General features: G+C 60.0%; 22 protein-coding genes. 10 read left to right on the top strand and 12 right to left on the bottom strand.

Going from position 1 to position 23,661, the window contains the following annotated elements; translation table 11 throughout:
• Positions 1-59: 59 nt before the first annotated feature.
• Entirely contained in the window at positions 60-1,856 is a 1,797-nt protein-coding gene (locus WHX55_RS28450; RefSeq protein ID WP_353741694.1) for an acyl-CoA dehydrogenase C-terminal domain-containing protein, read from the top strand.
• Between the two features lie 175 nt (positions 1,857-2,031).
• On the top strand, positions 2,032-3,810 hold the full coding sequence (locus WHX55_RS28445) for an acyl-CoA dehydrogenase C-terminal domain-containing protein (RefSeq protein WP_150725176.1): 1,779 nt from the start codon (positions 2,032-2,034) through the stop codon (positions 3,808-3,810).
• Positions 3,811-4,037: 227 nt separating this feature from the next.
• Here the strand turns inward: WHX55_RS28445 and WHX55_RS28440 are convergent, their stop codons facing one another.
• On the bottom strand, positions 4,038-4,967 hold the full coding sequence (locus WHX55_RS28440; RefSeq protein ID WP_150725177.1) for a LysR family transcriptional regulator: 930 nt from the start codon (positions 4,965-4,967) through the stop codon (positions 4,038-4,040).
• A gap of 169 nt (positions 4,968-5,136) precedes the next feature.
• On the opposite strand from WHX55_RS28440, the gene WHX55_RS28435 reads away from it, so the two are divergent.
• The 4 genes from WHX55_RS28435 to WHX55_RS28420 all read left to right on the top strand — a co-directional run bounded on the left by WHX55_RS28435 (position 5,137) and on the right by WHX55_RS28420 (position 7,582).
• The gene (locus WHX55_RS28435; protein ID WP_353741693.1) at positions 5,137-6,420 is read left to right on the top strand and encodes an aminotransferase class III-fold pyridoxal phosphate-dependent enzyme; all 1,284 of its coding nucleotides are present in this window, start codon (positions 5,137-5,139) and stop codon (positions 6,418-6,420) included.
• A gap of 250 nt (positions 6,421-6,670) precedes the next feature.
• A complete protein-coding gene (locus WHX55_RS28430; RefSeq protein ID WP_150759058.1) occupies positions 6,671-7,027 on the top strand; it encodes a type II toxin-antitoxin system RelE/ParE family toxin in 357 nt (118 codons plus the stop codon).
• A complete protein-coding gene (locus tag WHX55_RS28425; RefSeq protein ID WP_095944833.1) occupies positions 7,020-7,340 on the top strand; it encodes a DNA-binding transcriptional regulator in 321 nt (106 codons plus the stop codon). Before WHX55_RS28430 ends, WHX55_RS28425 begins: the two co-directional genes overlap by 8 nt.
• An 83-nt stretch (positions 7,341-7,423) precedes the next feature.
• Complete coding sequence (locus tag WHX55_RS28420) at positions 7,424-7,582, top strand: YqaE/Pmp3 family membrane protein (RefSeq protein ID WP_003228885.1); 159 nt, start codon at positions 7,424-7,426, stop codon at positions 7,580-7,582.
• A gap of 145 nt (positions 7,583-7,727) precedes the next feature.
• Here the strand turns inward: WHX55_RS28420 and WHX55_RS28415 are convergent, their stop codons facing one another.
• From WHX55_RS28415 to WHX55_RS28370, 10 genes are all read right to left on the bottom strand, one after another.
• Positions 7,728-9,554 carry a S9 family peptidase gene (locus tag WHX55_RS28415; RefSeq protein WP_353741692.1) on the bottom strand — a complete coding sequence of 609 codons (1,827 nt, stop codon included), beginning with the start codon at positions 9,552-9,554 and terminating at the stop codon, positions 7,728-7,730.
• Complete coding sequence (pqqE, locus tag WHX55_RS28410; protein ID WP_353741691.1) at positions 9,520-10,692, bottom strand: pyrroloquinoline quinone biosynthesis protein PqqE; 1,173 nt, start codon at positions 10,690-10,692, stop codon at positions 9,520-9,522. The genes WHX55_RS28415 and pqqE overlap by 35 nt, the downstream gene beginning before the upstream one ends.
• On the bottom strand, positions 10,664-10,939 hold the full coding sequence (gene pqqD, locus WHX55_RS28405; RefSeq protein ID WP_008051583.1) for a pyrroloquinoline quinone biosynthesis peptide chaperone PqqD: 276 nt from the start codon (positions 10,937-10,939) through the stop codon (positions 10,664-10,666). Before pqqD ends, pqqE begins: the two co-directional genes overlap by 29 nt.
• The gene (gene pqqC / locus WHX55_RS28400) at positions 10,936-11,688 is read right to left on the bottom strand and encodes a pyrroloquinoline-quinone synthase PqqC (RefSeq protein WP_353741690.1); all 753 of its coding nucleotides are present in this window, start codon (positions 11,686-11,688) and stop codon (positions 10,936-10,938) included. Before pqqC ends, pqqD begins: the two co-directional genes overlap by 4 nt.
• Positions 11,689-11,827: 139 nt before the next feature.
• A complete protein-coding gene (gene pqqB / locus WHX55_RS28395) occupies positions 11,828-12,739 on the bottom strand; it encodes a pyrroloquinoline quinone biosynthesis protein PqqB (RefSeq protein WP_353741689.1) in 912 nt (303 codons plus the stop codon).
• A gap of 81 nt (positions 12,740-12,820) precedes the next feature.
• Positions 12,821-12,895: a pyrroloquinoline quinone precursor peptide PqqA gene (pqqA, locus tag WHX55_RS28390; protein WP_003444522.1), complete on the bottom strand. Its 75-nt coding sequence runs from the start codon at positions 12,893-12,895 to the stop codon at positions 12,821-12,823.
• Positions 12,896-13,053: 158 nt separating this feature from the next.
• Entirely contained in the window at positions 13,054-15,483 is a 2,430-nt protein-coding gene (gene pqqF / locus WHX55_RS28385; RefSeq protein WP_353741688.1) for a pyrroloquinoline quinone biosynthesis protein PqqF, read from the bottom strand.
• A gap of 38 nt (positions 15,484-15,521) precedes the next feature.
• Entirely contained in the window at positions 15,522-16,316 is a 795-nt protein-coding gene (locus WHX55_RS28380; protein WP_353741687.1) for a carbon-nitrogen hydrolase family protein, read from the bottom strand.
• Positions 16,317-16,328: 12 nt separating this feature from the next.
• On the bottom strand, positions 16,329-18,011 hold the full coding sequence (locus WHX55_RS28375; protein WP_150725185.1) for an NAD(P)/FAD-dependent oxidoreductase: 1,683 nt from the start codon (positions 18,009-18,011) through the stop codon (positions 16,329-16,331).
• A 222-nt stretch (positions 18,012-18,233) separates the two neighbouring features.
• Complete coding sequence (locus tag WHX55_RS28370) at positions 18,234-18,695, bottom strand: Lrp/AsnC family transcriptional regulator (protein ID WP_046039454.1); 462 nt, start codon at positions 18,693-18,695, stop codon at positions 18,234-18,236.
• Between the two features lie 185 nt (positions 18,696-18,880).
• Here WHX55_RS28370 and WHX55_RS28365 point away from each other — a divergent pair, with 185 nt between their 5' ends.
• Both WHX55_RS28365 and WHX55_RS28360 read left to right on the top strand, forming a co-directional pair.
• Entirely contained in the window at positions 18,881-21,235 is a 2,355-nt protein-coding gene (locus WHX55_RS28365) for a glucose/quinate/shikimate family membrane-bound PQQ-dependent dehydrogenase (RefSeq protein ID WP_353741686.1), read from the top strand.
• A gap of 113 nt (positions 21,236-21,348) precedes the next feature.
• Positions 21,349-22,026 (top strand): peptidase M41, encoded by a 678-nt coding sequence (locus WHX55_RS28360; RefSeq protein ID WP_353741685.1) that lies wholly within the window; start codon positions 21,349-21,351, stop codon positions 22,024-22,026.
• Positions 22,027-22,033: 7 nt separating this feature from the next.
• On the opposite strand, the gene WHX55_RS28355 is transcribed toward WHX55_RS28360, so the two are convergent.
• A complete protein-coding gene (locus tag WHX55_RS28355) occupies positions 22,034-22,342 on the bottom strand; it encodes a DUF3077 domain-containing protein (protein WP_150756408.1) in 309 nt (102 codons plus the stop codon).
• 581 nt (positions 22,343-22,923) lie between these two features.
• Here WHX55_RS28355 and WHX55_RS28350 point away from each other — a divergent pair.
• Positions 22,924-23,289, top strand: a complete 366-nt coding sequence (locus tag WHX55_RS28350) for a type II toxin-antitoxin system RelE/ParE family toxin (protein ID WP_150756409.1) — start codon at positions 22,924-22,926, stop codon at positions 23,287-23,289.
• Entirely contained in the window at positions 23,282-23,587 is a 306-nt protein-coding gene (locus WHX55_RS28345; RefSeq protein WP_150725189.1) for an XRE family transcriptional regulator, read from the top strand. The genes WHX55_RS28350 and WHX55_RS28345 overlap by 8 nt, the downstream gene beginning before the upstream one ends.
• Positions 23,588-23,661 lie beyond the last annotated feature (74 nt).

Raw genomic sequence — 23,661 nt, 5'->3', positions numbered from 1 at the left:
TGATTGTGAGGCGTGGTCGGCAGCAGTAGGTTGGAGAAATCTGCCGACGGAGAATGACCATGCCCGAGTACAAAGCTCCCTTGCGCGACATGCGCTTTCTGATCGACCACGTCTTCGATTTTCACAGTAACTACGCCACGCTGGGGGCCACCGATGCCAGCCCGGACATGGTCAATGCGATCCTCGAAGAAGGGGCGAAGTTCTGCGAAAACGTACTGTCGCCGCTCAACCGCAGTGGCGATGAAGAAGGCTGCCATTTCGACAATGGCGTGGTCACCACGCCGGCGGGCTTCAAGCAGGCATTCGCCCAGTATGTCGAGGGCGGCTGGCATGGCCTGGCGGCGGATCCGCTTTACGGCGGTCAAGGGTTGCCGATCTCTCTGGGTCTGGTGATCAGCGAGATGGTGGGTTCCAGCAATACCTCATGGGGCATGTACCCCGGCCTGACCCACGGTGCGATGTCGGCGATCCACGCCCATGGCACCGAGGCGCAAAAGCAGACCTATTTGAAGAAACTCACCGCGGGCCAGTGGACCGGCACCATGTGCCTGACCGAGGCCCATTGCGGCACTGACCTGGGCATCATCAAGACCCGAGCCGTACCTGCGGCCGATGGCAGCTACGCGATCTCCGGCAGCAAGATCTTCATCTCCGCCGGCGAGCACGACATGAGCGCCAACATCATTCACCTGGTGCTGGCCAAATTGCCGGACGCACCGGCCGGGACCAAGGGCATTTCGCTGTTCATCGTGCCCAAGTTCCTGCCCGATGCGACGGGCGAAGCGGGCGAGCGCAACGGCGTGTCCTGCGGCTTGATCGAACACAAAATGGGCATCAAGGCCTCGGCCACCTGCGTGCTGAACTTCGACGAGGCCAAGGGCTTCCTGATCGGCGAGCCGAACAAGGGCCTCAACTGCATGTTCACCATGATGAACCACGCGCGGCTGGGCACTGGCATGCAAGGGCTGTGTCTGGGGGAGGCGAGCTTCCAGGGCGCGATCAAATACGCCAACGACCGTTTGCAGATGCGCTCGCTGACCGGCCCGAAAGCGCCGGAAAAAGCCGCCGACCCGATCATCGTGCACCCTGATGTGCGGCGGATGTTATTGACCATGAAAGCCTTCAACGAAGGCAACCGCGCGCTGACCTACTTCACCGCGCAGCTACTGGATGTGGCGCACCTGAGCCCGGATGAAACGGCGCGTCAGGATGCCGAAGACTTGCTGGCGTTCCTCACGCCGATCTGCAAAGCCTTCATGACCGACACCGGGCTGGAGGTGACCAACCACGGCATGCAGGTATTTGGCGGCCACGGGTTCATTCGCGAATGGGGTATGGAGCAACTGGTACGCGACTGCCGGATCGCGTCGATCTATGAAGGCACCAACGGCATTCAGGCGCTGGACCTGCTCGGGCGCAAGGTACTCGGCAGCCAGGGCAAGCTGCTGCGCGGCTTCACCAAAATCGTCCACAAGTTCTGCGCGGCGAACGCCGAGCATCCACAACTGGCCGGGTATGTGGCGCAACTCAATCAACTGAACCAGCAGTGGGGTGAATTGACCACCAAGGTCGGCATGGCGGCGATGAAAAACCCGGACGAAGTCGGTGCCGCGTCGGTGGATTACCTGATGTACAGCGGTTACATCATCCTCGGCTACCTGTGGTTGCGCATGGCGCTGGTGGCTCAGGCGCAGCTCGATGCTGGCAGTGGCGACGGCGATTTCTGCCGGGGCAAACTGGCGACCAATGAGTTTTACTTCAAGCGTCTGTTGCCACGCACTGCTGCTCATCGGGCGGCCATAGAGGCGGGTAGCGATTGCCTGATGCAACTGCCGGCGGAGTTGTTTGCGCTTTAGTCATGTAAATCCGTTACAAAGAAGCTCGCCTTGCGCGGGCTTTTTTGTCTGTGACTAAAAATAACAAAATGGTCATGAGTTGACCCTATGTGTCGCAAAAGTTGTTGGGGTACACTCCGACCCAACGAAAACACTCTTCCTGTGAATCACCTGTATAGATCTTGCGAGGTTTGCCATGGCTGACTACAAAGCGCCCCTGCGCGATATGCGCTTCGTCCTCAATGAAGTTTTCGAGGTCGCCAAACTCTGGGCCGAACTGCCTGCACTGGCTGAAACCGTCGATGCAGAAACGGTCGAAGCCATCCTGGAAGAAGCCGGCAAAGTCACCAGCAAAAGCATCGCACCGCTGAGCCGTGCCGCTGACGAAGAAGGTTGCCATTGGGCGGACGGTGCCGTCACCACGCCGGCAGGTTTCCCACAGGCCTATCAGACCTACGCTGAAGGCGGCTGGGTCGGTGTCGGTGGCGATCCGTCCTACGGCGGCATGGGCATGCCCAAAGCCGTTTCGGCCCAGGTCGAAGAAATGGTCAACTCCGCCAGTCTGTCGTTCGGCCTGTACCCGATGCTGACCGCCGGCGCTTGCCTGTCGATCAACGCCCACGCCAGCGAAGAACTCAAAGCCGCGTACCTGCCGAACATGTACGCCGGCATCTGGGCCGGTTCCATGTGCCTGACCGAGCCACACGCCGGTACAGACCTGGGGATCATCCGTACCAAAGCCGAGCCTCAGGCCGACGGTTCCTACAAGGTCAGCGGCACCAAGATCTTCATCACCGGTGGCGAACACGACCTGACCGAAAACATCATCCACCTGGTGCTGGCCAAGCTGCCGGATGCACCGGCGGGGCCGAAAGGCATTTCGCTGTTCCTGGTGCCGAAGTTCATGGTCAATGCCGATGGCAGCCTAGGCGCGCGCAACCCGGCGAACTGCGGTTCGATCGAGCACAAGATGGGCATCCAGGCGTCCGCGACCTGCGTGATGAACTTCGATGAAGCCGTGGGTTATCTGGTCGGGGAGCCGAACAAAGGCCTGGCGGCGATGTTCACCATGATGAACTACGAGCGACTGGGTGTCGGTATCCAGGGCCTGGCCACTGGCGAACGCTCGTACCAGAACGCCGTGGAATACGCCCGTGACCGTCTGCAAAGCCGTTCGCCAACCGGCGCGCAGAACAAGGACAAAGTCGCTGACCCGATCATCGTCCACCCGGACGTGCGTCGCATGCTGCTGACCATGAAAGCCTCGAACGAAGGTGGTCGTGCGTTCTCCACCTACGTGGCGATGCAACTGGACACCGCCAAGTTCAGCGAAGATGCAACCACCCGCAAGCGTGCGGAAGACCTGGTGGCGTTGCTGACCCCGGTGGCCAAGGCGTTCCTGACCGACCTCGGCCTGGAAACCACCGTACACGGCCAGCAAGTCTTTGGCGGCCACGGTTACATCCGTGAATGGGGCCAGGAGCAACTGGTGCGTGACGTGCGCATCACCCAGATCTACGAAGGCACCAACGGCATTCAGGCGCTGGACCTGGTCGGGCGCAAGATCGTGGGTAGCGGCGGGGCGTTTTACAACCTGTTCGCCGACGAGATTCGCCACTTCACGGCGACCGCCAGCACGGACCTCGCCGAGTTCACCAAGCCGCTGAACGACGCAGTGACCACCCTCGATGAACTGACCGCGTGGTTGCTGGATCGTGCGAAGAGCAATCCGAACGAAATCGGCGCGGCGTCGGTCGAGTATCTACAGGTGTTCGGTTACGTGGCGTACGCCTACATGTGGGCACTGATGGCCAAGGCTGCTTTCGGCAAGGAAGCGCAAGACGATTTCTACGCCAGCAAACTGGGCACGGCGCGGTTCTATTTTGCCCGCCTGTTGCCGCGCATCCACTCGTTGAGCGCGTCAGTGAAGGCCGGTAGCGAATCGTTGTTTCTGCTGGATGCAGGACAATTCTGATGAAGTAACGTTATGTAAGCATTCTCTTACATGACGTGCTGCTGTTCTCCCATGGATGCAAATTGGATCCACAGCTAATCTACTTCACATGGACGTAGCGCAGGAAGCGCAAAGCAACAACAGGGACACGTAGGATTCTGCCAGGACGGTGGAGTGAAATGGATGTCAGGGAAACAGTCTGCAAAGCCCCGCTTCGGCGGGGTTTTCTTTTGCCTGAAGAAAAGTTTTCAGCTTGCCCCATCCAGCGCCTGTGCGCCGTTCAAGCGCCCATCCGGGCCATTTATCACTTCTTCCAGCAATGTCCGCAGCAATGCCAGCGAGGCCTGCTGCCGTTGCACATCCCGACACACCAAACCGACTTTCAGCGGCACTCGGGGTTCGCTCAGGGGTTTCCACAGCAGTTCGTGGTTGCCATGGGTCTTTTGCGAGCGACCGGGCAGCACTGTCGCCAGGCGCGTGTGCGGCAGGCTGTCGAGGATGCCGGCCATGTTGTTCAGCTCGGCTTGCACCTGTGGGCGACGTCCGAGGCTTGTCAGCTGTGCCTGCCAGATCTGCCTGATCTGAAATTCCTCGCCCAGCAGTAACATCGGCAGTTCGGCAGCCTGACTCATGGACACTTTCTTGAATTCACGCAGCGGATGCTCTGCCGGGATGACCAGGGTCAGTTCATCTTCGTACAGCATCACGCCATGTAAGCCAGGCTGGCGGGGCGGCAGGTAGCCGATGCCGATATCCAGAGAACCGTTGAGCAGTCGCCGCTCGATTTCCAGGCCGGTCAATTCATAGATTTGCACCACCAGATGCGGCTGCGCCTTGCGCACCCGTTCGAGCATCTGCGGAACGAGACTGGTATGCACGGTCTGCAATACACCGATGGCCAAGGTGCGCAGCGCCTGACCCTTGAAGTTGCCGAGCGCCTCCCGTGCCCGTTGCAGGCCATCGAGCAAAGGCAGGGCGTGGTTGTACAGCGTATGGGCCGCGAGGGTCGGCAACAGACGTTTGCTGCTGCGCTCGAACAGGCTCACATCGAGGTTTTGTTCGAGGTGACGGATTTGCTGGGACAGCGCCGGCTGGGAGATGGACAGGCGCTCGGCGGCCCGGCCCACGTGACCTTCTTCATAGACCGCGACGAAATAACGCAGTTGCTTGAAATCCATAAGTGTTACTTATCGAAAATGCTGGGAAAACGAAATGGCTGAACGCCTCGCCTGAGCCTAGTCTAACCGCATTCACAGGGCTTACAGGGCCACAGAGCGCGATGAATACCCTTTGCTTCGATGGTATTTACATAGGCAAGGCAAAAAACCTCAAAAGGGTTTTTTTCAGATGAATCTGTTCAGTCTACGCCGCAGTCCTCCCAGTCTTGACGATCTGGTCATGGACGCCTCCCGGCCATCCCAAGGCGTTAACCTTTCCAGCGAGTACTTGATGCCCAGTGTCGAACGGCCGAAACAGGTGTTTGTGCGTGGCCAGGGTTCATGGTTGTGGGACAGCGATGACCGTGCGTATCTGGACTTTTCCCAAGGCGGCGGGGCCAATAGCCTTGGTCATAGCCCTTCGGTACTGGTCAATGCAATCACAGCCCAGGCTCAGTCGCTGATCAATCCGGGCTTCGACCTGCATAACCGCGGCATGCTCAGCCTCGCCGAACATCTGTGTGCCAGCACCGGCAGTGATCAGGCCTACCTGCTCAATACCGGCAGCGAAGCCTGCGAGGCGGCGATCAAACTGGCGCGCAAATGGGGTCAACAGCATCGCGGCGGTGCGTCGCGAATCATAGTGGCCAACAACGGTTGCCACGGCCGGAGCCTGGCGACGATTTCGGCGTCGGACAGTTCGACATTGATCAACCGATTCGAGCCGCAATTGCCAGGCTTCAGTCGTGTCCCGTTCAATGACCTGCCTGCGTTGCATACGGCCGTGGATGAGCGGACCGTAGCGATCATGCTCGAGCCGATCCAGAGCGAAGCCGGCGTGATCCCGGCCACCGCGCACTACCTCAAGGGCGTCGAACGCTTGTGCCGTGAACTCGGCATTTTGCTGATCCTTGACGAAGTGCAAACCGGCATCGGCCGTTGTGGCACCCTGCTCGCTGAACAGTCCTGCGGCGTCAGGGCGGATATCGTCGTGCTCGGCAAAGGCTTGGGCGGCGGTGTGCCATTGGCCGCGCTGCTGGCGCGGGGCAAGGCTTGCTGTTTCGACATTGGCGAGGTGACAGGCACTCATCACGGTAATGCGTTGATGACCGCTGCCGGACTTTCGGTGCTCGATACCGTGCAGGACAAGGGGTTCCTCAAACACGTCGCAGAAACCGGTCAGCACCTGCGTGAAGGATTGGCGCGTCTGGCCCATCGTTACGGTCACGGCGAGTTGCGCGGACAAGGGCTGCTTTGGGGGCTGACGCTGTCGGACGACTCCGCTGACGCGGTGGTCAAGGCTGCGCTGTACGAAGGCTTGCTGCTCAATGCCCCGCAACCCGACTGCCTGCGCTTTACCCCTGCGCTTAATGTCAGCAACGCCAACATCGATGAAATGCTCCTGCGCCTGACGCGGGCCTTCTCCCGAGTACGCACCGCGCAATTGCAGTGCCGCAAAGGGATTGCCGTCTGATCAGACGCGCCCTGCACACATTCCAGAACCGTCTCGCGGTAATACGCACGCCTCACGCCCGACACTTTTGGCGTGGGGTGTTTTTTTGTGGCCGGGTTTTTCCAAAGGCAATCTCGGCTTGAGCGGTTGGCACATCAATGGCTTTCTAGCGTGAATCGGCAGGGACTGCCGGTGCCAGCGAAACGGTGTTGCTGTCGCGTTGGTTTTGATTTCTATACCACTAAGTGGTATGTTTATGGAAGGGATGCCGATGTCACCAAGGCTGTTCAAGACAAAGCGCTTCGCAATACAGGCTGCCAAGGCCTGGATCGGTGATGATGAGCTCCGGGAGGCATTCACCGAAATGCTCAATGGTCAGGCTGACAATTTGGGCGGCGGGGTCTGGAAGAAGCGTTTGAATGCCAACCGCCATCGCTCGATTATCCTGGCGAAGGGCGGTGCTCATTGGGTCTATCAGTTCCTGTACGCAAAGAAAGATCAGAGCAATATCAGTCCCAGACATTTGCTCGACTTGCGAGAGTTGGCCAAGACATATGGTGGACTGACCGAAATGGAAATTCAGCGCTTGCTGGATGCAAAGGAGTTTGTGGAGATACCAAATGAGTAAAAAATTCAAAAGTGAGCTATCGGAATCGATCCACGAATCGGCCAGTGCCTTGTACGCCATCGGTGCAATCAGCAAGGCGACCATGCGTGAGTTCGATGAGTCTTGTCTTGCAACGGTACCGGATGCAATTCCCGCGCAAGAGATCAAGGCATTGCGTGAGCGCAACAATGTCAGCCAACCGGTGTTTGCGCGCTACCTGAACACCAGTGCTTCCACAGTCAAGCAATGGGAAGCAGGGGATAAGCACCCCAGTGGCATGGCGCTGAAGTTGCTGAGTATCGTGCGCAAACACGGTCTGGAGATACTGGCCTGAGGAGTCGGGCTGAACCCTGACAAACGGCACAGGTCGATTAACTGTAGGGCTCGAACGAGTCCACCCCAATCAGGAGCTGTCCCATGGACTTTATTCGCATCATCATCGCCATCCTGTTGCCGCCACTGGGTGTGTTTCTGCAAGTAGGATTCGGCGGGGCGTTCTGGCTGAACATTCTGCTGACGTTGTGCGGTTACATTCCCGGGATCGTGCATGCGGTGTACATCATCGCCAAGCGCTGAGCTGAGCGTCGGCAGTCAGGCCGCCTTCGCGAGCAGGCTCGCTCCCACAGGATTTGTGCACGCCGCAGAACCTGTGGGAGCGGCGATGCGGCGATCCGACTTGCCCGCGAAGACGGCGCCACCGTTTCGGCAATGAACGCAGGCTTCAGTCCACTGAATCCATCACCCGCCGATAAAACAACCACTCCTGCTCCAGCGCATGGGCCTGATTACCGGCCTTGCGAAAGCCGTGGCGTTCGTCCGCGTAGTAATGCGCTTCGACCAGGATGCCGTTGTCTTGCAGCGCCGTGACCATGTCGCGGGTCTGCTGCGGGACGACCACGGCATCCAGTTCTCCTTGAAAGAAGATCATCGGCACGCGGATGTTGCCGGCATGCAGCAGCGGCGTGCGTGCGGCGTAGCGTTCGGCATCCAGTTGCGGATCACCGATCAGCCAATCCAGATAGTCGCTTTCGAATTTGTGGGTCGCGCGCCCCAGCGCCACCGGGTCGCTGACCCCATACAGACTGGCGCCGGCGCGGAACACGTTGTGAAAGGCCAAGGCGCAGAGAGTGGTGTAGCCGCCGGCACTGCCACCTCGAATGAACGCTTTGTCGCCATCGATCAAGCCACGCTCGGCGAGATGGCTGACCACCGCGCAAGCGTCTTCGACATCCACATCTCCCCAACTCAAATGCAGTGCCTGGCGATAGGCTCGGCCATAACCGCTGCTGCCGCGATAGTTGAGGTCGGCCACGGCGAAGCCCCGCTGTGACCAGTACTGGATGCGCGGATCGAGCATCGGGTAACACGCCGAGGTCGGGCCACCATGGATGAACACTACCAATGGCGGTTTCGCCGCGCCGGTCATCGCCGGGTAGAAGAAGCCGTGTGCTTCGCCTGAGCCACTTGGGTAGCGCAAGGTTTGCGGGCGGCTGATCTGTTCGGCGGCCAAGGGGGCAACCCCGCCGGCCAGCACTTTTACTTGTCGAGAAAGGCGATCGACAGCGATCACGGCGGTTGAACTGACGGGCGACGCGGCGATGCAATAGATGAACTGCTCATCCACGGCCAGATGGCGAAAGCGGCTGTAGTCGCCAGTGAAGTCGGCGCTGGAATTGCCGCACATGCCCAATCGGCCAAACCCGCCCTCGGTCCAACTGGCCAGATAACTGTCGTCGCTCAGCGGCAACCACGTGCTGCCGCCGAGTTGCCAGGGCGCGGGGCCATGGTCGGCGCTGGCACTTGGCAATGGACTCAGGCCTTTTTCAGATTCTTTCCATGGCTGCCAGTAACCGGCGCGATCCGTCAGGCAATACAAGCGACCGCCGGCATCAAACCGCGGTTGCTGCACAGACTCTTGAACGCCGTCGCCCGCCACACAACGAGCGTTGGCAAAGCCACCGCTGGCGAGGCGTTCGGCAACCATCAAGCGGGTCGCTGTCCATGGCTGATCCGGGCGACTCCACTCGATCCAGGCCAGGCGCCGGGCATCAGGGCTCAGCGTCGGTGCCGCGTAGAAATCGGCACCCTCGGCCAGCAGGTGACATGCGCCATCCAACAGATCGATTGCCACCAGTCGGTGTTGATCGCGATGCTCCTCGACCGCCAGCACTTGCCCGTTGGCGAACTGCAGATCGCCATAACGGCACGCCCCGGACGTCAGCCTTTCGGGCGCTTCGCCTTGCAGTGATTGCCGATACAACTGCTGGTCTGCCTCGTTGACGAAAACGATGCCGTCATCCGTCAGACAAAACGCGCCGCCGCCATATTCGTACACCCGACTGCGCACGCTGAACCCCGGTGGCGTCAGGCATTTCGCTGCACCGTCGCGCCAATGCCAGATCCGGCATGCGGCGTCTTCGGGGCGGTACTCGTTCCAGAACAGGCCCTGAGGACCGACCTGCAATTCGGCAAAGTCGATACCGGCGGCCACGGCTTTGGCAGCACTGAATGGTTCAGCTTTTGGCGATGAGGCGTGAGTTTCGTTCATTGCGAAAGGCCAGTTGGTCGATAGTCTGGGTGGCGTGCTCGGCTTCTTCGCGGGCCTTGAGGATCACGCTGTGTTGTGGCGACTTGCTGCACACCGGGTCGGCGTTGCTGGCATCACCGGTGAGCATGAACGCCTGGCAGCGGCAGCCGCCGAAGTCTTTTTCTTTCTCGTCACAGGAACGGCACGGCTCGGGCATCCAGTCGTAACCGCGAAAGCGGTTGAAGCCGAACGAGTCGTACCAGATGTGCTGCATGCTGTGGTCGCGCACGTTGGGAAACTGCACCGGCATCTGTCGGGCACCGTGACAAGGCAGTGCGGTTCCGTCCGGCGTGACCGTCAGAAAAATACTGCCCCAGCCGTTCATGCAGGCTTTCGGGCGTTCTTCGTAATAGTCCGGCGTGACGAAAATCAGCTTGCACGGATGCCCTTCGGCTTCCAGTTTGGCGCGGTATTCGTTGGTTATGCGTTCGGCGCGCACCAGTTGCTCTTTGGTCGGCAAAAGCCCAACGCGATTGAGTTGCGCCCAGCCGTAGAACTGGCACGTGGCGAGTTCGACGAAGTCCGCCTCCAGGGCGATGCACAGCTCGATGATGCGGTCGATCTGGTCGATATTGTGCCGATGGGTGACGAAGTTCAGCACCATCGGATAACCGTGGGCCTTCACCGCCCGGGCCATTTCCAGTTTCTGTGCGAAGGCCTTTTTCGAACCGGCCAGCAGGTTGTTCACCTGCTCGTCGCTGGCCTGGAAACTGATCTGGATGTGATCGAGACCGGCCTTTTTGAAGTCGCTGATTTTCTGCTCGGTGAGGCCGATGCCGGAGGTGATCAGGTTGGTGTAGAAACCCAGTTTGCGGGCCTCGGCAATCAGCTCGGCGAGGTCCTGGCGCACTAGCGGTTCGCCACCGGAAAAGCCCAGTTGCGCGGCACCCATTTCCCGCGCTTCGCGAAACACCTTGATCCACTGCTCGGTGCTCAGCTCTTTGCCTTGCTCGGCGAAATCCAGCGGATTGGAGCAGTACGGGCATTGCAGCGGGCAGCGATAGGTCAGCTCGGCGAGCAGCCACAGCGGCAGGCCGATCTCGGGTTTGGGCGGTACTTGCACCGATGAATCAGGCAAGTTCGATCCAGTGCTGCGCACGGGCAACCTCCATGAATTGCTCGATGTCGTCACCGAGCTCGGGCACGCCGGGGAACTGCTGATCGAGTTCGGCGATGATGGCAGCCACGTCTCGCTCGCCATCAATCAAGCCACCAATCAACGCGGCGCTTTCATTGAGCTTGATCATGCCTTCCGGGTACAGCAGCACATGGCCTTTTTGCGCCGGTTCGTACTGGAAGCGGTAGCCAGGACGCCAGGTCGGGGTCTTGCTGCGATCGAAACTCATAAGGTGATTCCTTTGTGCCAGACCCGTTCCCCGGTCACGCTGTGATACGGCGGGCGTTTCAGTTCGTAGGCCATGCTCATGGCATCGAGCATGCTCCAAAGAATGTCCAGTTTGAACTGGAGAATTTCCAGCATGCGCTCCTGGCCTTCACGGGTGGTGTAGTGCTGCAGCGTGATCGCCAGGCCATGCTCGACATCACGCCGTGCCTGGCCCAGGCGCGTGCGGAAATACTCGTAGCCGGCCGGGTCGATCCAAGGGTAATGCTGGGGCCAGCTGTCCAGGCGCGATTGATGGATCTGCGGGGCGAACAGTTCGGTCAGCGAGCTGCTCGCTGCTTCTTGCCAACTGGCGCGGCGGGCGAAATTGACATAGGCGTCCACGGCGAAGCGTACGCCGGGGAGCACCAGCTCCTGGGAACTCAGTTGGTCGGGGTCGAGGCCCACGGCCTGGCCCAGACGCAGCCAGGCTTCGATGCCGCCGTCTTCACCGGGCGCGCCGTCGTGGTCGAGCAGGCGCTGAATCCACTCGCGGCGGATCTCGCGGTCAGGGCAGTTAGCGAGGATCGCCGCGTCCTTCAGGGGGATGTTCACCTGATAGTAGAAACGGTTGGCGACCCAGCCCTGGATCTGCTCGCGGGTGGCCCGGCCTTCGTACATCGCCACGTGGTAGGGGTGATGGATGTGGTAATAGGCGCCCTTGGCGCGCAGGGCGGCTTCGAATTCGGCGGGGGACATTGGGGTATCGGTCATTGCGGTTCTCCGGGTAGGACCGGTGGATTCTTCAGTGCCTGAGCTGGCCTCATCGCGAGCAGGCTCGCTCCCACAGTTGATCGCATACCCCTGTGGGAGCGAGCCTGCTCGCGATAGACCGCGCAGCGGTCTCGGCTACTTATAAAACAATACTCATGCCGTCATACGCCACTTCAACCTCGCGCCGATCCAGCTCTGCGCGCTCCGGCGAATCTTCATCAAGAATCGGGTTAGTATTGTTGATGTGGATAAGCACCTTGCGCTGCGTGGGCAGTTGTTCCAGCACTTCAAGCATCCCACCGGGGCCGTTCTGCGCCAGGTGTCCCATCTCGCGACCGGTGCGGGTACCCACGCCGCGACGCTGCATTTCATCGTCATCCCACAAGGTTCCATCCACCAGCAGGCAATCGCTGCCGGCCATGATCTCCAGCAGCGCTGCATCCACCTTGCCCAGGCCCGGTGCGTAGAACAGTTTGCCGCCGGTGTTGAGGTCTTCGACGATCAGGCCGATGTTGTCGCCCGGATGCGGGTCGAAGCGGTGCGGGGAGTAGGGCGGCGCGGCACTGCGCAAAGGCAGCGGGGTGAAGCGCAGGTTCGGGCATGCCGGTACGCTGAAGCTCTGGTCGAGCTCGATCTGATTCCAGGTCAGCCCGCCATTCCAGTGCTTGAGCATGGTGAACAGCGGAAAACCGCTGCTCAGGTCTTCGTGGACCATGTCGGTGCACCAGACCTGATGCGGGCACCCTTCGCGCAGCATGAGCAGGCCGTTGGTGTGGTCGATCTGGCTGTCCATCAGGATGATCGCGCCGATCCCGGTATCGCGCAGGGCGCGGCCCGGTTGCATCGGGGCGAAGCTCTGGAGTTGGGCGCGAATGTCCGGGGAGGTGTTGCACAGCACCCAGTTCACGCCGTCATCGGAAATCGCGATGGACGATTGCGTCCGCGCCTTGGCCCGCAGGCTGCCGTTGCGAAAGCCCGCGCAGTTCACGCAGTTGCAGTTCCACTGGGGGAAGCCGCCGCCAGCAGCGGAACCTAGAATCTGGACAAACATGGACGCTCCATCATTTCAACGCTGAAAATAAAACGCCTCGGATAACCGAGGCGTTGTGCTGCATCTCTGTCAAAGCTGAGATTAGCGGCTTGCGAAGTACATGGTGACTTCAAAGCCAATACGCAGGTCGGTGTAGGCAGGTTTGGTCCAGGCCATAAATTGAACTCCTTCAGGTAGGGTGGGATAGCGCTATCTATAGGTATAGTCCACCTCAAGTCAGAGATGTTCAAGATAGTTAGGTTGCTATGTTACTCAAAATTTCAAAGAAATTGCCCGTGAAACTTTGAGAAAGCTCCTTGCAGCCCCGGTAATGATCATTTTGCCGCTTGCCATGGCGCGCCTGGGGCTGCGCTGTTGGCAAGGCACAGCCAGCCGCCTTCGGCCTGATTCAGGCGTTGGGCCGCAGCCAGTAGAGCGGTCCGGTCAATGCGCACAATGGCCTCGGGCAATTGCGTCAGATAATCCGACGAACGGCCGGCCAGCTTGCCCTGCCAGAGCAATTCGGCCGCTTGACCCGTGGTGAGCGCAGCGCTGCAAAACTGATCCGCCAGGGCCTGGCGTTGAGCGTTGAAGGTGGTGTCGTCGAGCGCGTGGATCAGCTCCGGCAATCGATTCAGGAATTGCTCGATGTGTTGCAGCAACCCCTCCGGCGCAATGCCTGGCGATTGCACACCGAACAGCAGCCCGGTTTGCCCGTGAATCTGCCGCAGGGCGCTGAACACCGCATAGCCAAGTTGCAGCTCCACCCGCAGGCGTTGGTAGAACGGTGTCTGGCAGACATGCGCGAGCAAACGCCACGCGGCTTCGTCGGCCATTTCCTGGGTGGCTGTCGGACAGAACAGCAGCAACGCGTGTTCGTTGGAGGCAGTATCGGCAGTGCTCCACAGATGCTGTGCAAGGATCGAAGAGGGCGGCGTCAGTTGATTGTCCGGCGTGCCGGGTATGCGGCTCAAGGCCAGGCCCATGGCTGCTTGAGTCTGAGCCGATAATCCGATGGCCAGCCCATCCCATCGCGCACTCGACCAGAGTTGCTGCACGTCGTCCGGGTTCGCGGTGTGCCTGAGGCAGTGATCGGGCAATGCCTTGAGCAGTTGTCGAATCGGTATCAACGCAACGCTGGTCGATTCGGCTTGTGAGACAGCGGCATCGGGTTTTATCAGTTCTTTCAGCACATGCTCCAGAACGCTGGGCATCGGCTCCTGTAGCCCGTTCAGTTTGAGCAGCCATTCGTTGCCCGATGCACTGAAGGAAAAATCCACACCGGCCTGGTGCGCGTCTTCGCGCAACGATTGCAGGTGGTTCTCCAGCCGTGATTGAAGGTGGCTGTCGGGAGTCGAGTCCAGACGCCAGCGCAGATAAATCGCACCTTCAGCACCGTTGTCCGGCCATGCCTGGCTGAATTGCATCGGCGATCGTTCACGACGGCTGCGCGAACGATCCTGGGCAAACGTGCGCAGGCCACGGTGGGCGCTGGTCTGGCCGCGAATCAATCCGGCGTTGGTTGCTGGTGCTTCGGCGCGCAGAAAAGGGTTGGGTGCCGGCAATTGCCAAGGGCCGCTGAAGTTATCCACAGCGCCAATTTGTTGGAGGATTTGCTTGAGGGCTGTAACGTCCTGCTCGGTTAACCCGAATTCGCGTGGTTCGCTGTCCAGTCGGGCCAGTTGCAAGGCACTGCTGATTTGCTGTCGGCGCTGGAGCAGGGTTGCGTACTCTTCGCGCAATCGGTTCCAGTCTTGCTCGGCAAAGAAACCGAGCCAGTCCAGCAGGCGTTCGCGGATGCCTGTTGCCGAGCCGGCGGCGGGCAGGGTGAATTCGATATGTAGCAAGGCTTGCCCGGCGAACTGATACAGCGGCTGGGCTTTCAGGTGATCGGCCAGCCCGCGCTCGCGCAAGTCCGCCAACAAGCCGCCGGGTTTTACCACGTTCAGCCAGTGGCACAGGAATGCCAACGCTTCGGCAGAGAAATCGGGCAGCGCTTCAAGGGCAAACAGCAGATCTAGGCGCCGCTCGCCAGCCTGTTGATAACTGTTGGCGGAGGCGTCCATCAGCGGCGTTGAAGGGAGTTGAGTGGCTGTTTCGCCTCTGACAATGACGCTGCCAAAGGCTTCGGCCATCGCTTTCAATTCATCGAGGCTCTGCGGCCCGGCCAGACACAAGGTCATTTGCCCGGTCTGGTAATAGCGCTGATAAAAATCCTGCAACGCCTGCTGAAACTCGGGTTGTTGCAGCGGCAGACTGTCGCGATTGCCGGCATGAAAACCCCGTAGCGGATGAGCCTCGGCCAGGCCATTGAACAGTGCAAACTGCTGCTGCGCTGTCGGATCCTGCAACCACGCGACATATTCCGCGTGCAGCACTTCCCGTTCCCGCAGTTGATCGTCCGGATTCATACGCGGATGGGCGAGCATGTCTGACAGACGCTCCAATCCGCCAACGAATGCTTGAGGCGGTAATTCGAAAAAGTAGTCGGTGGTCCGTTCGCTGGTCCGCGCATTCACTTGTCCACCATGGCTCTGGACGTAAGCCATCAGCCCCTGGCTCACGGGAAAACGCTCAGTCCCCAGAAACAGCAGATGCTCAAGAAAATGCGCCAGGCCAGGCCACGCCAGCGGCACATCATGGCTACCCGCGGCGACCCGCAACGCTGCTGCGCAACGCTTCAAATTCGGGGCATGACGCAGCGTCACCCGCAAGCCATTGGCCAGGGTTTCAGTGTGGGGGCGAAGGGGATTCAGCGCGGGCATGGGCACTTCCAGAACAGTGAAGTGCCAATGCTAGCGGATTAGGGCTTGTTCAGCTCGCCGTAAAGCTCAGGGCGGCGATCGATCAGGTAGCGATTGGCGGCGCGGGAGTCGAGCATCAACTGTCGATCCAGCTCTCCGACGATCAGCGATTCATCCAGACCCGCCTGAGCGATACGACTGCCATCCGGCGCAGCAATGCTGCTCTGGCCGCAGTAGTGGATGTCGCCTTCATGGCCGCAGTAGTTGGCGTAGGCCACATAGCATTGGTTTTCGAAGGCGCGGGAGCGCACGGTGACATCGGCGACGAAATCGAACGGAATCATGTTCGCGGTCGGTACCAGGATCAGCTCGGCGCCGGCCAGGGCCAGGCGTCGGGCGTTTTCCGGAAACTCCAGGTCGTAGCAGATCAGGAAACCGAGCTTCCAGCCGTTGAGCTCAACGATGGGAAACTCGTCGGAACCTGCACTGAACATCGAGTGATCCAGATCGCCGAACAGATGGGTCTTGCGGTAGTTGCAGATGCGCTCGCCGTTAGCGTCGATCAACTGCGCGGCGTTGTAGATCTGCCCGTCCTCGGTGCGCTCGGGATAGCCATACAAAATGGCGATCCCGGTTGCCTTGGCAATGCGCGCAATCTGCTGCGCCGACTCACCGTTGTACACCTCCGCCAACACGCTGACGGCATCGACGCCGATGTTGTAGCCGGTCAGGAACATCTCCGGCAGCACCAGCAGGTCGGCACCTTTTGCCTCCAGCGCAAGCTGCTGCAAGCGTTGCAGGTTGCCGGCGACATCCAGAGGCAGCGGTGGACATTGGTAAAGGGCTACGCGCATTTCGGATTCCTCTTACTCGGGCAGGGCGATCGGTCCGATCTCGTTGAACACATCTCCTGGACCCGGATTCTCGGCGTGAGTTGCACCGCCGAAATGTTTCATGATGCCCCACACCGCGTTGAGCGAGGTCTGTACCGCGCCCTCAACCCAGGCCGGGGTCCACGAAACGTCGTCACCGGCGATGAAGATCCCGCGCTGCTCGGCTGGCATGTCGTCCTGCATGAAGTGCGCGTACATGCGCTGGTTGTAGCGGTAGTGGCCGGGCAGGGCGCCTTTGAACGCGCCGAGGAAATGCGGGTCGGCTTCCCACGAAACAGTGATCGGATCGCCGATGATCCGCGCGGCGATGTCGACTTTCGGGTAGATCTTCTTCAACGCATCCAATGCCAGCTTCACGCGTTTTTCCACCGGCTGCGGCAGCATTTTCAGCGCGTCGCTCATCCACGAGTACGACAGGCAAATCACCCCCGGCTTGTCGTCGCCGTTGTCGAACAGATAAGTGCCACGGGTCAGGCGGTCGGTGAGGGTCATGCTCATCAGGTCGCGGCCGGTTTCCGGATCCTTGTCCTTCCAGAACGGGCGGTCGACCATCACGAAAGTTTTCGAAGACTGCATGTAGCGGGTGCGGTCCAAAGCCATCCACATCTTTTGCGAGAACAGGGTTTCGTCGCATTCGATCTGGGTGGTCAGCAGCCAGCTTTGGCAGGTGGTCAGCACCGCGGCGTATTCGCGGGTGTCGCCCCAGTTGTCGGTGACGGCGAAACGGCCGCCCGGCGCGTGGGCAATTTTCTTCACGCCGGTACGCGGTGCGCCGTTGTGCAGCGAGCTGAGGCTGGTGCCGGCCGGCCAATGCGCGCAACTCTCCGGCACATGGCGCCAGATGCCTTGTGGCACCTGTTCCACGCCGCCGACCACCAGGTGCTGGTGATCGTCGCAGTTGGTCATGACGACTCGGAAGATTTCCAGCATCGAGTTCGGGAAGTCCGAGTCCCAGCCGCCGGTACCGAAACCGACCTGGCCGAACACCTCACGGTGATGGAACGAGAGCTTGGCGAAGGCCTTGGAGGTGGCGACGAAGTCGTAGAAGGTGCGGTCGTCCCACAGCGGCACCAGGGTGTTCCACAGTTCCTTGAGGCGTGGCACGTCGCGGTCACGAATGGCTTGCTGGATATCGGAGAACTGCGAGCCAGCTTCCAGTGCATCGGCCCAGGCGTCAGCCACTTCCTGGAACAGTGCAGGAAGATCCGACAGCTTCTGTGCGTAATGGGTCTGGCCTTCGAGGTCGATCACCGTGCTGCCCGACGCGGGTGTCAGCGGGTTAGGGAAGGGTTTGGTTTCCAGACCCAGTTTGTCGACGTAGTGATAAAACGCGGTGGACGACACCGGGAAGCGCATCCCACCCAGTTCGGCAACGATTCCTTCGGCGCCATTGAATGCCTGGGAACGCAGACGGCCACCCATTTTCGAGGCTTCGTAAACGACCGGTTTCAGGCCCAGCTTCATCAGCTCATACGCCGCCACCAGGCCGGCGATCCCGCCGCCAACAATCGCCACCTCGGCACCGTGATTGTGCTCGGGAATGCTGCCCAGCCCGGCCGGGTGTTCGATCCAGTCGTCGAAGGCGAAAGGAAAGTCCGGGCCGAAAATGGTGACTGGTTTCTTACCGTCTGCAGGATGGCGATTGTTCTTGTTCATGGCTGACCTTGCTGGCGACCCGACGCGGAATGCGCATCTGAGTATAGGAAAAGATGCCAGCCATTCTAGAGAGCACAGAACACGTTAATAAGACGCAAAGTGTCGTCATTATGCTATTTGTTTGATCAGTATGACGATCTATCAATGCACACTGACCACTGTGGGAGCGGGCTTGCTCGCGAAGAGGCCAGCCCTGGCACCAAAAAAACTACAGGCAGAAACTCAAACCGGCTGCCCCCGATCAATCTTGCTACTCAAGATGATCGAGGTCGTGGTCTTCTCCACCCCATCCACACTGCCAATCTGGTCCAGCAACTGATCCAGCTGCTCCGGCGAATCGGTGCGCAACCACGCCACATAATCAAATTCGCCACTCACCGCACACAACTGCTGCACCTGCGCCATCGCACTCAGTCGGCGCAAAACCTCTTTACCGGAACGCGGTTGCACGGTTATCCCCACATACGCCTGCAACCCGCCATCCACCACCCGCTGCCCGAGGCGCACGCCGTAACCGGTGATCACCTTGGCCTTTTCCAGCCGCGCCAGGCGCGAAGTGACGGTGGTACGGGCGATGCCCAGTTGTCGGGCGAGCATGGCCACGCTCTCGCGGGCGTTGATCTGCAGGGCGGCAATCAATTGGCGGTCGATTTCATCGAGAACAGGCGTGCGAGTGTCAGGCAAAGGGTTATCTCCAGTGGCATGGATCAGTGCGCAAGCATGTTACAGGCAGTTCCTGCAGGACGCTCGCGACGGAGATTTGATCTGGCCTCAATACCGTTCATGACATTTTTGCCTGCGACAAATTGCCATAAGTAACTAGGTAGTACATTATTCCGCCCTTGTCACAAATGGGGAAAATTTCCGACATGAACAATTCTGGGGCTGCCGCCGGCAGCAAGTGGTTGCTGGCGGGGCTGGGTGTGCTGATTGCACTGATCGGGCTCGGCCTGGCCGGTGGCGGTGGTTATCTGATCGCGCTGGGTGGCAGCTGGTATTTCCTGTTGATGGGGCTGGCGATGCTGGCGTCCGGGTTGATGATTGCCCGGCGCAAGCCGTTCGGCGCCTGGCTGTATGGTGTGGCGTTGATCCTCACCGCGATCTGGGCTGTTTGGGACACCGGTCTCGAGTACTGGCCGCTGGTCTCGCGGGTGCTGACCTTCGCCGTGATCGGTCTGGTTGTGGCGTTGATCTATCCGACCCTGGTCCGCGCTTCAGGCGCGACCGGCGGGCGTGGCGCCTACGGTCTGGCTGGCATTCTGGGCGTGGGCGTCGTTGCGACGATGGCCTACATGTTCGTGCCGACCCACGTGGTCAAGGCCACCACCGAACCTGCGGTAACGCCGGTCACTCCAGGCACCGAACAGAAAGATTGGGCCCACTGGGGCAACACCACCGCCGGCAACCGCTTTGCCGCGCTGGACCAGATCACCAAGGGCAACATCGACAAGTTGCAGGTCGCCTGGACCTTCCGCACCGGCGACATCCCGCAAAGCACCGGTGCCGGCGCTGAAGACCAGAACACCCCACTGCAAATCGGTGACACGGTCTACATCTGCACCGCCTACGGCAAAGTCTTCGCCCTGGATGCCGACACCGGCGCCCAGCGCTGGAAGTTCGACCCGCAAGGCACTGCGCCCAACTGGCAGCGTTGCCGTGGCCTGGGCTATTCCGAGACCCCGGTGTCTGCGGACAATCAGCCAACCGCCTGTACGAAACGTCTGTTTCTGCCGACCGGCGATGCGCGCCTGATTGCCATCAATGCCGACACCGGCAAGCCCTGCGAAGAATTCGGCAACAAGGGCACCGTTGACCTGACCACTGACATGGGCGACGTGAAGCCCGGTTACTACCAGCAAACCTCGACCCCATTGGTCGCAGGGAGCGTGGTGATCGTCGGCGGCCGCGTGGCCGATAACTACTCCACCGGCGAACCGCCGGGCGTGGTCCGTGCCTACGACGTGCGTAGCGGTGAACTGGTATGGGCATGGGATCCGGGCAACCCGAACACCACCAAACGTCCACCGGCCGGAGAGACCTATACCCGTGGTACGCCGAACGTCTGGTCGGCCATGTCCTACGACGCCAGGCTCGGTCTGGTTTACTTGCCAACCGGCAACGCCACCCCGGACTTCTTCGCCGGTCAACGCACCGAGTTCGACGACAAGTGGAGCTCGTCCATCGTCGCCATCGATGTGAAGACCGGCCAGGTACGCTGGCACTTCCAGACCACGCACCACGACCTGTGGGACTTCGACCTGCCTGCACAGCCGCTGCTGTACGACGTGCCGGACGACAAGGGCGGCACCCAGCCAGCCCTGGCGCAAGTCACCAAGCAGGGCGAGATCTTCCTGCTCAACCGCGAAACCGGCGTGCCGATTGCCCGCGTCGAAGAGCGCCCGGTGCCGCAAGGCAAGGTGCCCGGCGAACGTTACTCGCCAACCCAGCCGTTCTCGGTGGACATGCCGTCAATCGGCAACAAGACCCTGAGCGAATTCGACATGTGGGGCGCCACGCCGTTTGACCAGTTGATGTGCCGCATTCAGTTCAAAGGCATGCGCCACGAAGGCGTCTACACCCCGCCGGGCATGGATCGCGCCCTGCAATTCCCGGGCTCGCTGGGCGGCATGAACTGGGGCAGCGTCTCGGTTGATCCGAACACCCACTACATGTTCGTCAACGACATGCGCCTGGGCCTGGCCAACTACATGATCCCGCGCGACAAGATCAAAGCCGGGGCCAGCGGTATCGAAATGGGCGTGGTACCGCAGGAAGGCACACCGTTCGGCGCCATGCGCGAACGCTTCCTCTCGGCGGTCGGCATTCCGTGCCAGAAACCACCGTTCGGCACCATGTCGGCCATCGACCTCAAAACCCACAAGCTGATGTGGCAAGTTCCGGTCGGCACCGTGCAGGACACCGGCCCGCTGGGCATCCGCATGCACCTGCCGATCCCGATCGGCATGCCGACCCTCGGCGCATCGCTGGCCACCCAGTCGGGCCTGCTGTTCTTCGCCGGCACCCAGGACTTCTATCTGCGCGCCTTCGATACCGGCAACGGCAACGAAATCTGGAAATCGCGTTTGCCGGTGGGCAGCCAGTCCGGGCCGATGACTTACGTTTCACCGAAAACCGGAAGGCAGTACATCCTGCTCACGGTGGGCGGTGCGCGTCAGTCGACGGATCGTGGGGATTATGTGATTGCCTACGCTTTGCCCGAATAAGGGCTGAAGCTTGAGTCAGAAAAGCCGCGCCATTGCGCGGCTTTTTGTAGGGCGAAAGGGCGTGTATGGAAATCGGCTAGGATTGAGGCAGTAGAGGACGCGGGGCGAAGAACATGACAACGAAGCTGCCTGCTGCTGTACGGGACCGTGCATTGCAGATCGCCCATCACGAAATGGGGCACTACGTGGTGGCCCGCGCCCTGGGATTTGAAACGGGCGGCGTGACCCTGACAGTGACCAAGGAACTGCGGTACCAGGGAGGGGCCTCCATTACCTTGGTGCGCTCCATTTCGTCGATAGAAGCCATGAAGGAACATCTGGAAGCCCGAATGATGGTGCTCCTGGCTGGCGCAATGGCGCAGACCCTGCCTTCAAAACCTTCAGCCGCAAAACGCGTCGACAAGCCCAAAGCCACCGCCATCCTCAAAGGCGAGCAGGGGGCGGAACAGGATTACGCAAAAATCAGGGAGCTTCAGCACCTGCTGCGCAACATCGCCTGCCCGGATACTGATCCAGCGTCGGGTGAGCGCATAGCGGCGCAGCTTGAAGCGATGACTGATCGGCTGTGGGTTCGGACTCAAGGAATTATCGAAGATCAGGCCGGGACGATTGCCGAATTGGCGGCGGCGCTGGTGGACGGCATGGCCCTTGTGGAGCAATGGGGGCGGGCGGCTGATACGTATGAGGTTGTGTTGACGGGGCAGATGCTGGAACGGCTGCGGGCGGTGCAGGCTATTCCGTCTATAAGCATTGGAAGCCCCGAAAAATCGAGGCGTGTTTTCGAGAGTTGAGCCGCCGCTAGTCTTTGGCGTTCGTCGCCGCCTGAACGGGCCTTCGCGTCAGCACCTTCACTACATCATCAATCACCGCTTTGCTCATCGTCGTCAGGTAGTGCGCAGCCCAGGCGTGACGGTCGGAGTCTTGGGCGTAGGCGGCATCGACGGTCAGGGATTTGGCGAGGAACAGCAGGTCGGAGGCTTGGGCCAGGGCGTCGGCGATGGGGACGTCGCGACAGACGTGGAACAGCGGCTGATTCGAGAGATACAGGAAGGGTGTGAAGCCGACGGTTTTTAGTTCTGAGGGTGCGTGCGAATCCGTTTTACTCATGAGATTACTCCTGGTTATTCAAGGAGCCGCCACTTTCGTTTCCAAGCGAATGGGTGGCAGCTGTGCGCAGGTTGGAAAACCGGGAACCAGAGAAACCGGCACGCCCGAAGACGTCCCACGCACAGCTGCCATGACACAGGATTGCAGTCGTAAAAACGTCTGCAGTCTTGATTGGGCGCTATTGCGTAGCGGTTCGACGGGTTTCCAAGCCCGATCGCTGAATGGTCAGCGACGTCCGGAGACTATCCCGTCGAAGAAAAGCGCAACAAGGCAGCAAAGTGCCCAAAAGCAAGATTCGGAGTTTGCCTACAAGGTTTACGGACGTCATCCGATATTGCGACACCCTCTGTAAACGAAGACTGGCGCAACGAGCGATTTTCCAGGCCGGTGCATCCTCTGAGTAGTTGAGCCAAACGCCTGGTTCCCGCGTTGTCATGAGGGCGCTGAAGCAATTGGCGAAACGGCAAACCCTCTACCAGTAACCATCGTTAACAATTGACAGAGGAATCAGGGTGGTTGGGCACCTCTGAAGCTCATACATTTATTCCTTTGAGGTTATATTCCTTTGGTGGCATATTTGTATGAAATGGGACGTCGAATACACGGATGAATTTGAGGCCTGGTGGGATCACCTGAACGAGGCCGAACAGGACTCGGTTCAGGCCACGGTGATGTTGCTGGGCGAGGATGGCCCACACTTGGGTTTTCCACATACCAGCGATATCAAGGGTTCACGGCATGGCAACCTTCGTGAGTTAAGGGTGCAGCACGCTGGCAGGCCGTACCGTGTGCTGTACGCGTTTGATCCACGGCGCAGCGCGATTCTGCTGATTGGCGGTGATAAAACCGGCCAGGAGCGTTGGTATACGGAACACGTGCCACTGGCCGAACGTCTCTACGACGAGCACTTGGAAACATTGAAGAAAGAGGGCTATGACAATGGCTAAAAAATTTGCTGATTTGGTGGCACGTCGCTCTCCAGAGTCTAAAGCGCGTGTTGAGGCCTTGCATCAGAAGCTACGAGAACAAATGCCGCTGCACGAGTTGCGCCAGGCGCAAGCGTTGAGTCAGGACACTCTGGCCAGGACGCTGCATGTCAACCAGGCGGCGATCTCCAAGATGGAGCGGCGAACGGATATGTACATCAGTACTTTGCGCAACTACATCCGCGCCATGGGTGGCGAGCTGGAAATCATCGCCACCTTCCCCGAGGGCCAGGTAAAGATCGAAAACTTTGCCAACTGAACGATTTAAAAAATGGCTCTACTGTTTCGGGCTATTCAGATACGCAAAAGCCGCGCAATGCGCGGCTTTCTTGT

The organism is Pseudomonas fluorescens, from assembly GCF_040448305.1.
GTDB classification, from domain to species: Bacteria; Pseudomonadota; Gammaproteobacteria; order Pseudomonadales; family Pseudomonadaceae; genus Aquipseudomonas; species Aquipseudomonas fluorescens_BH.
The sequence above is the reverse complement of the archived record's forward strand: the minus strand, read 5'-3'. Positions and strand labels throughout refer to the sequence as shown.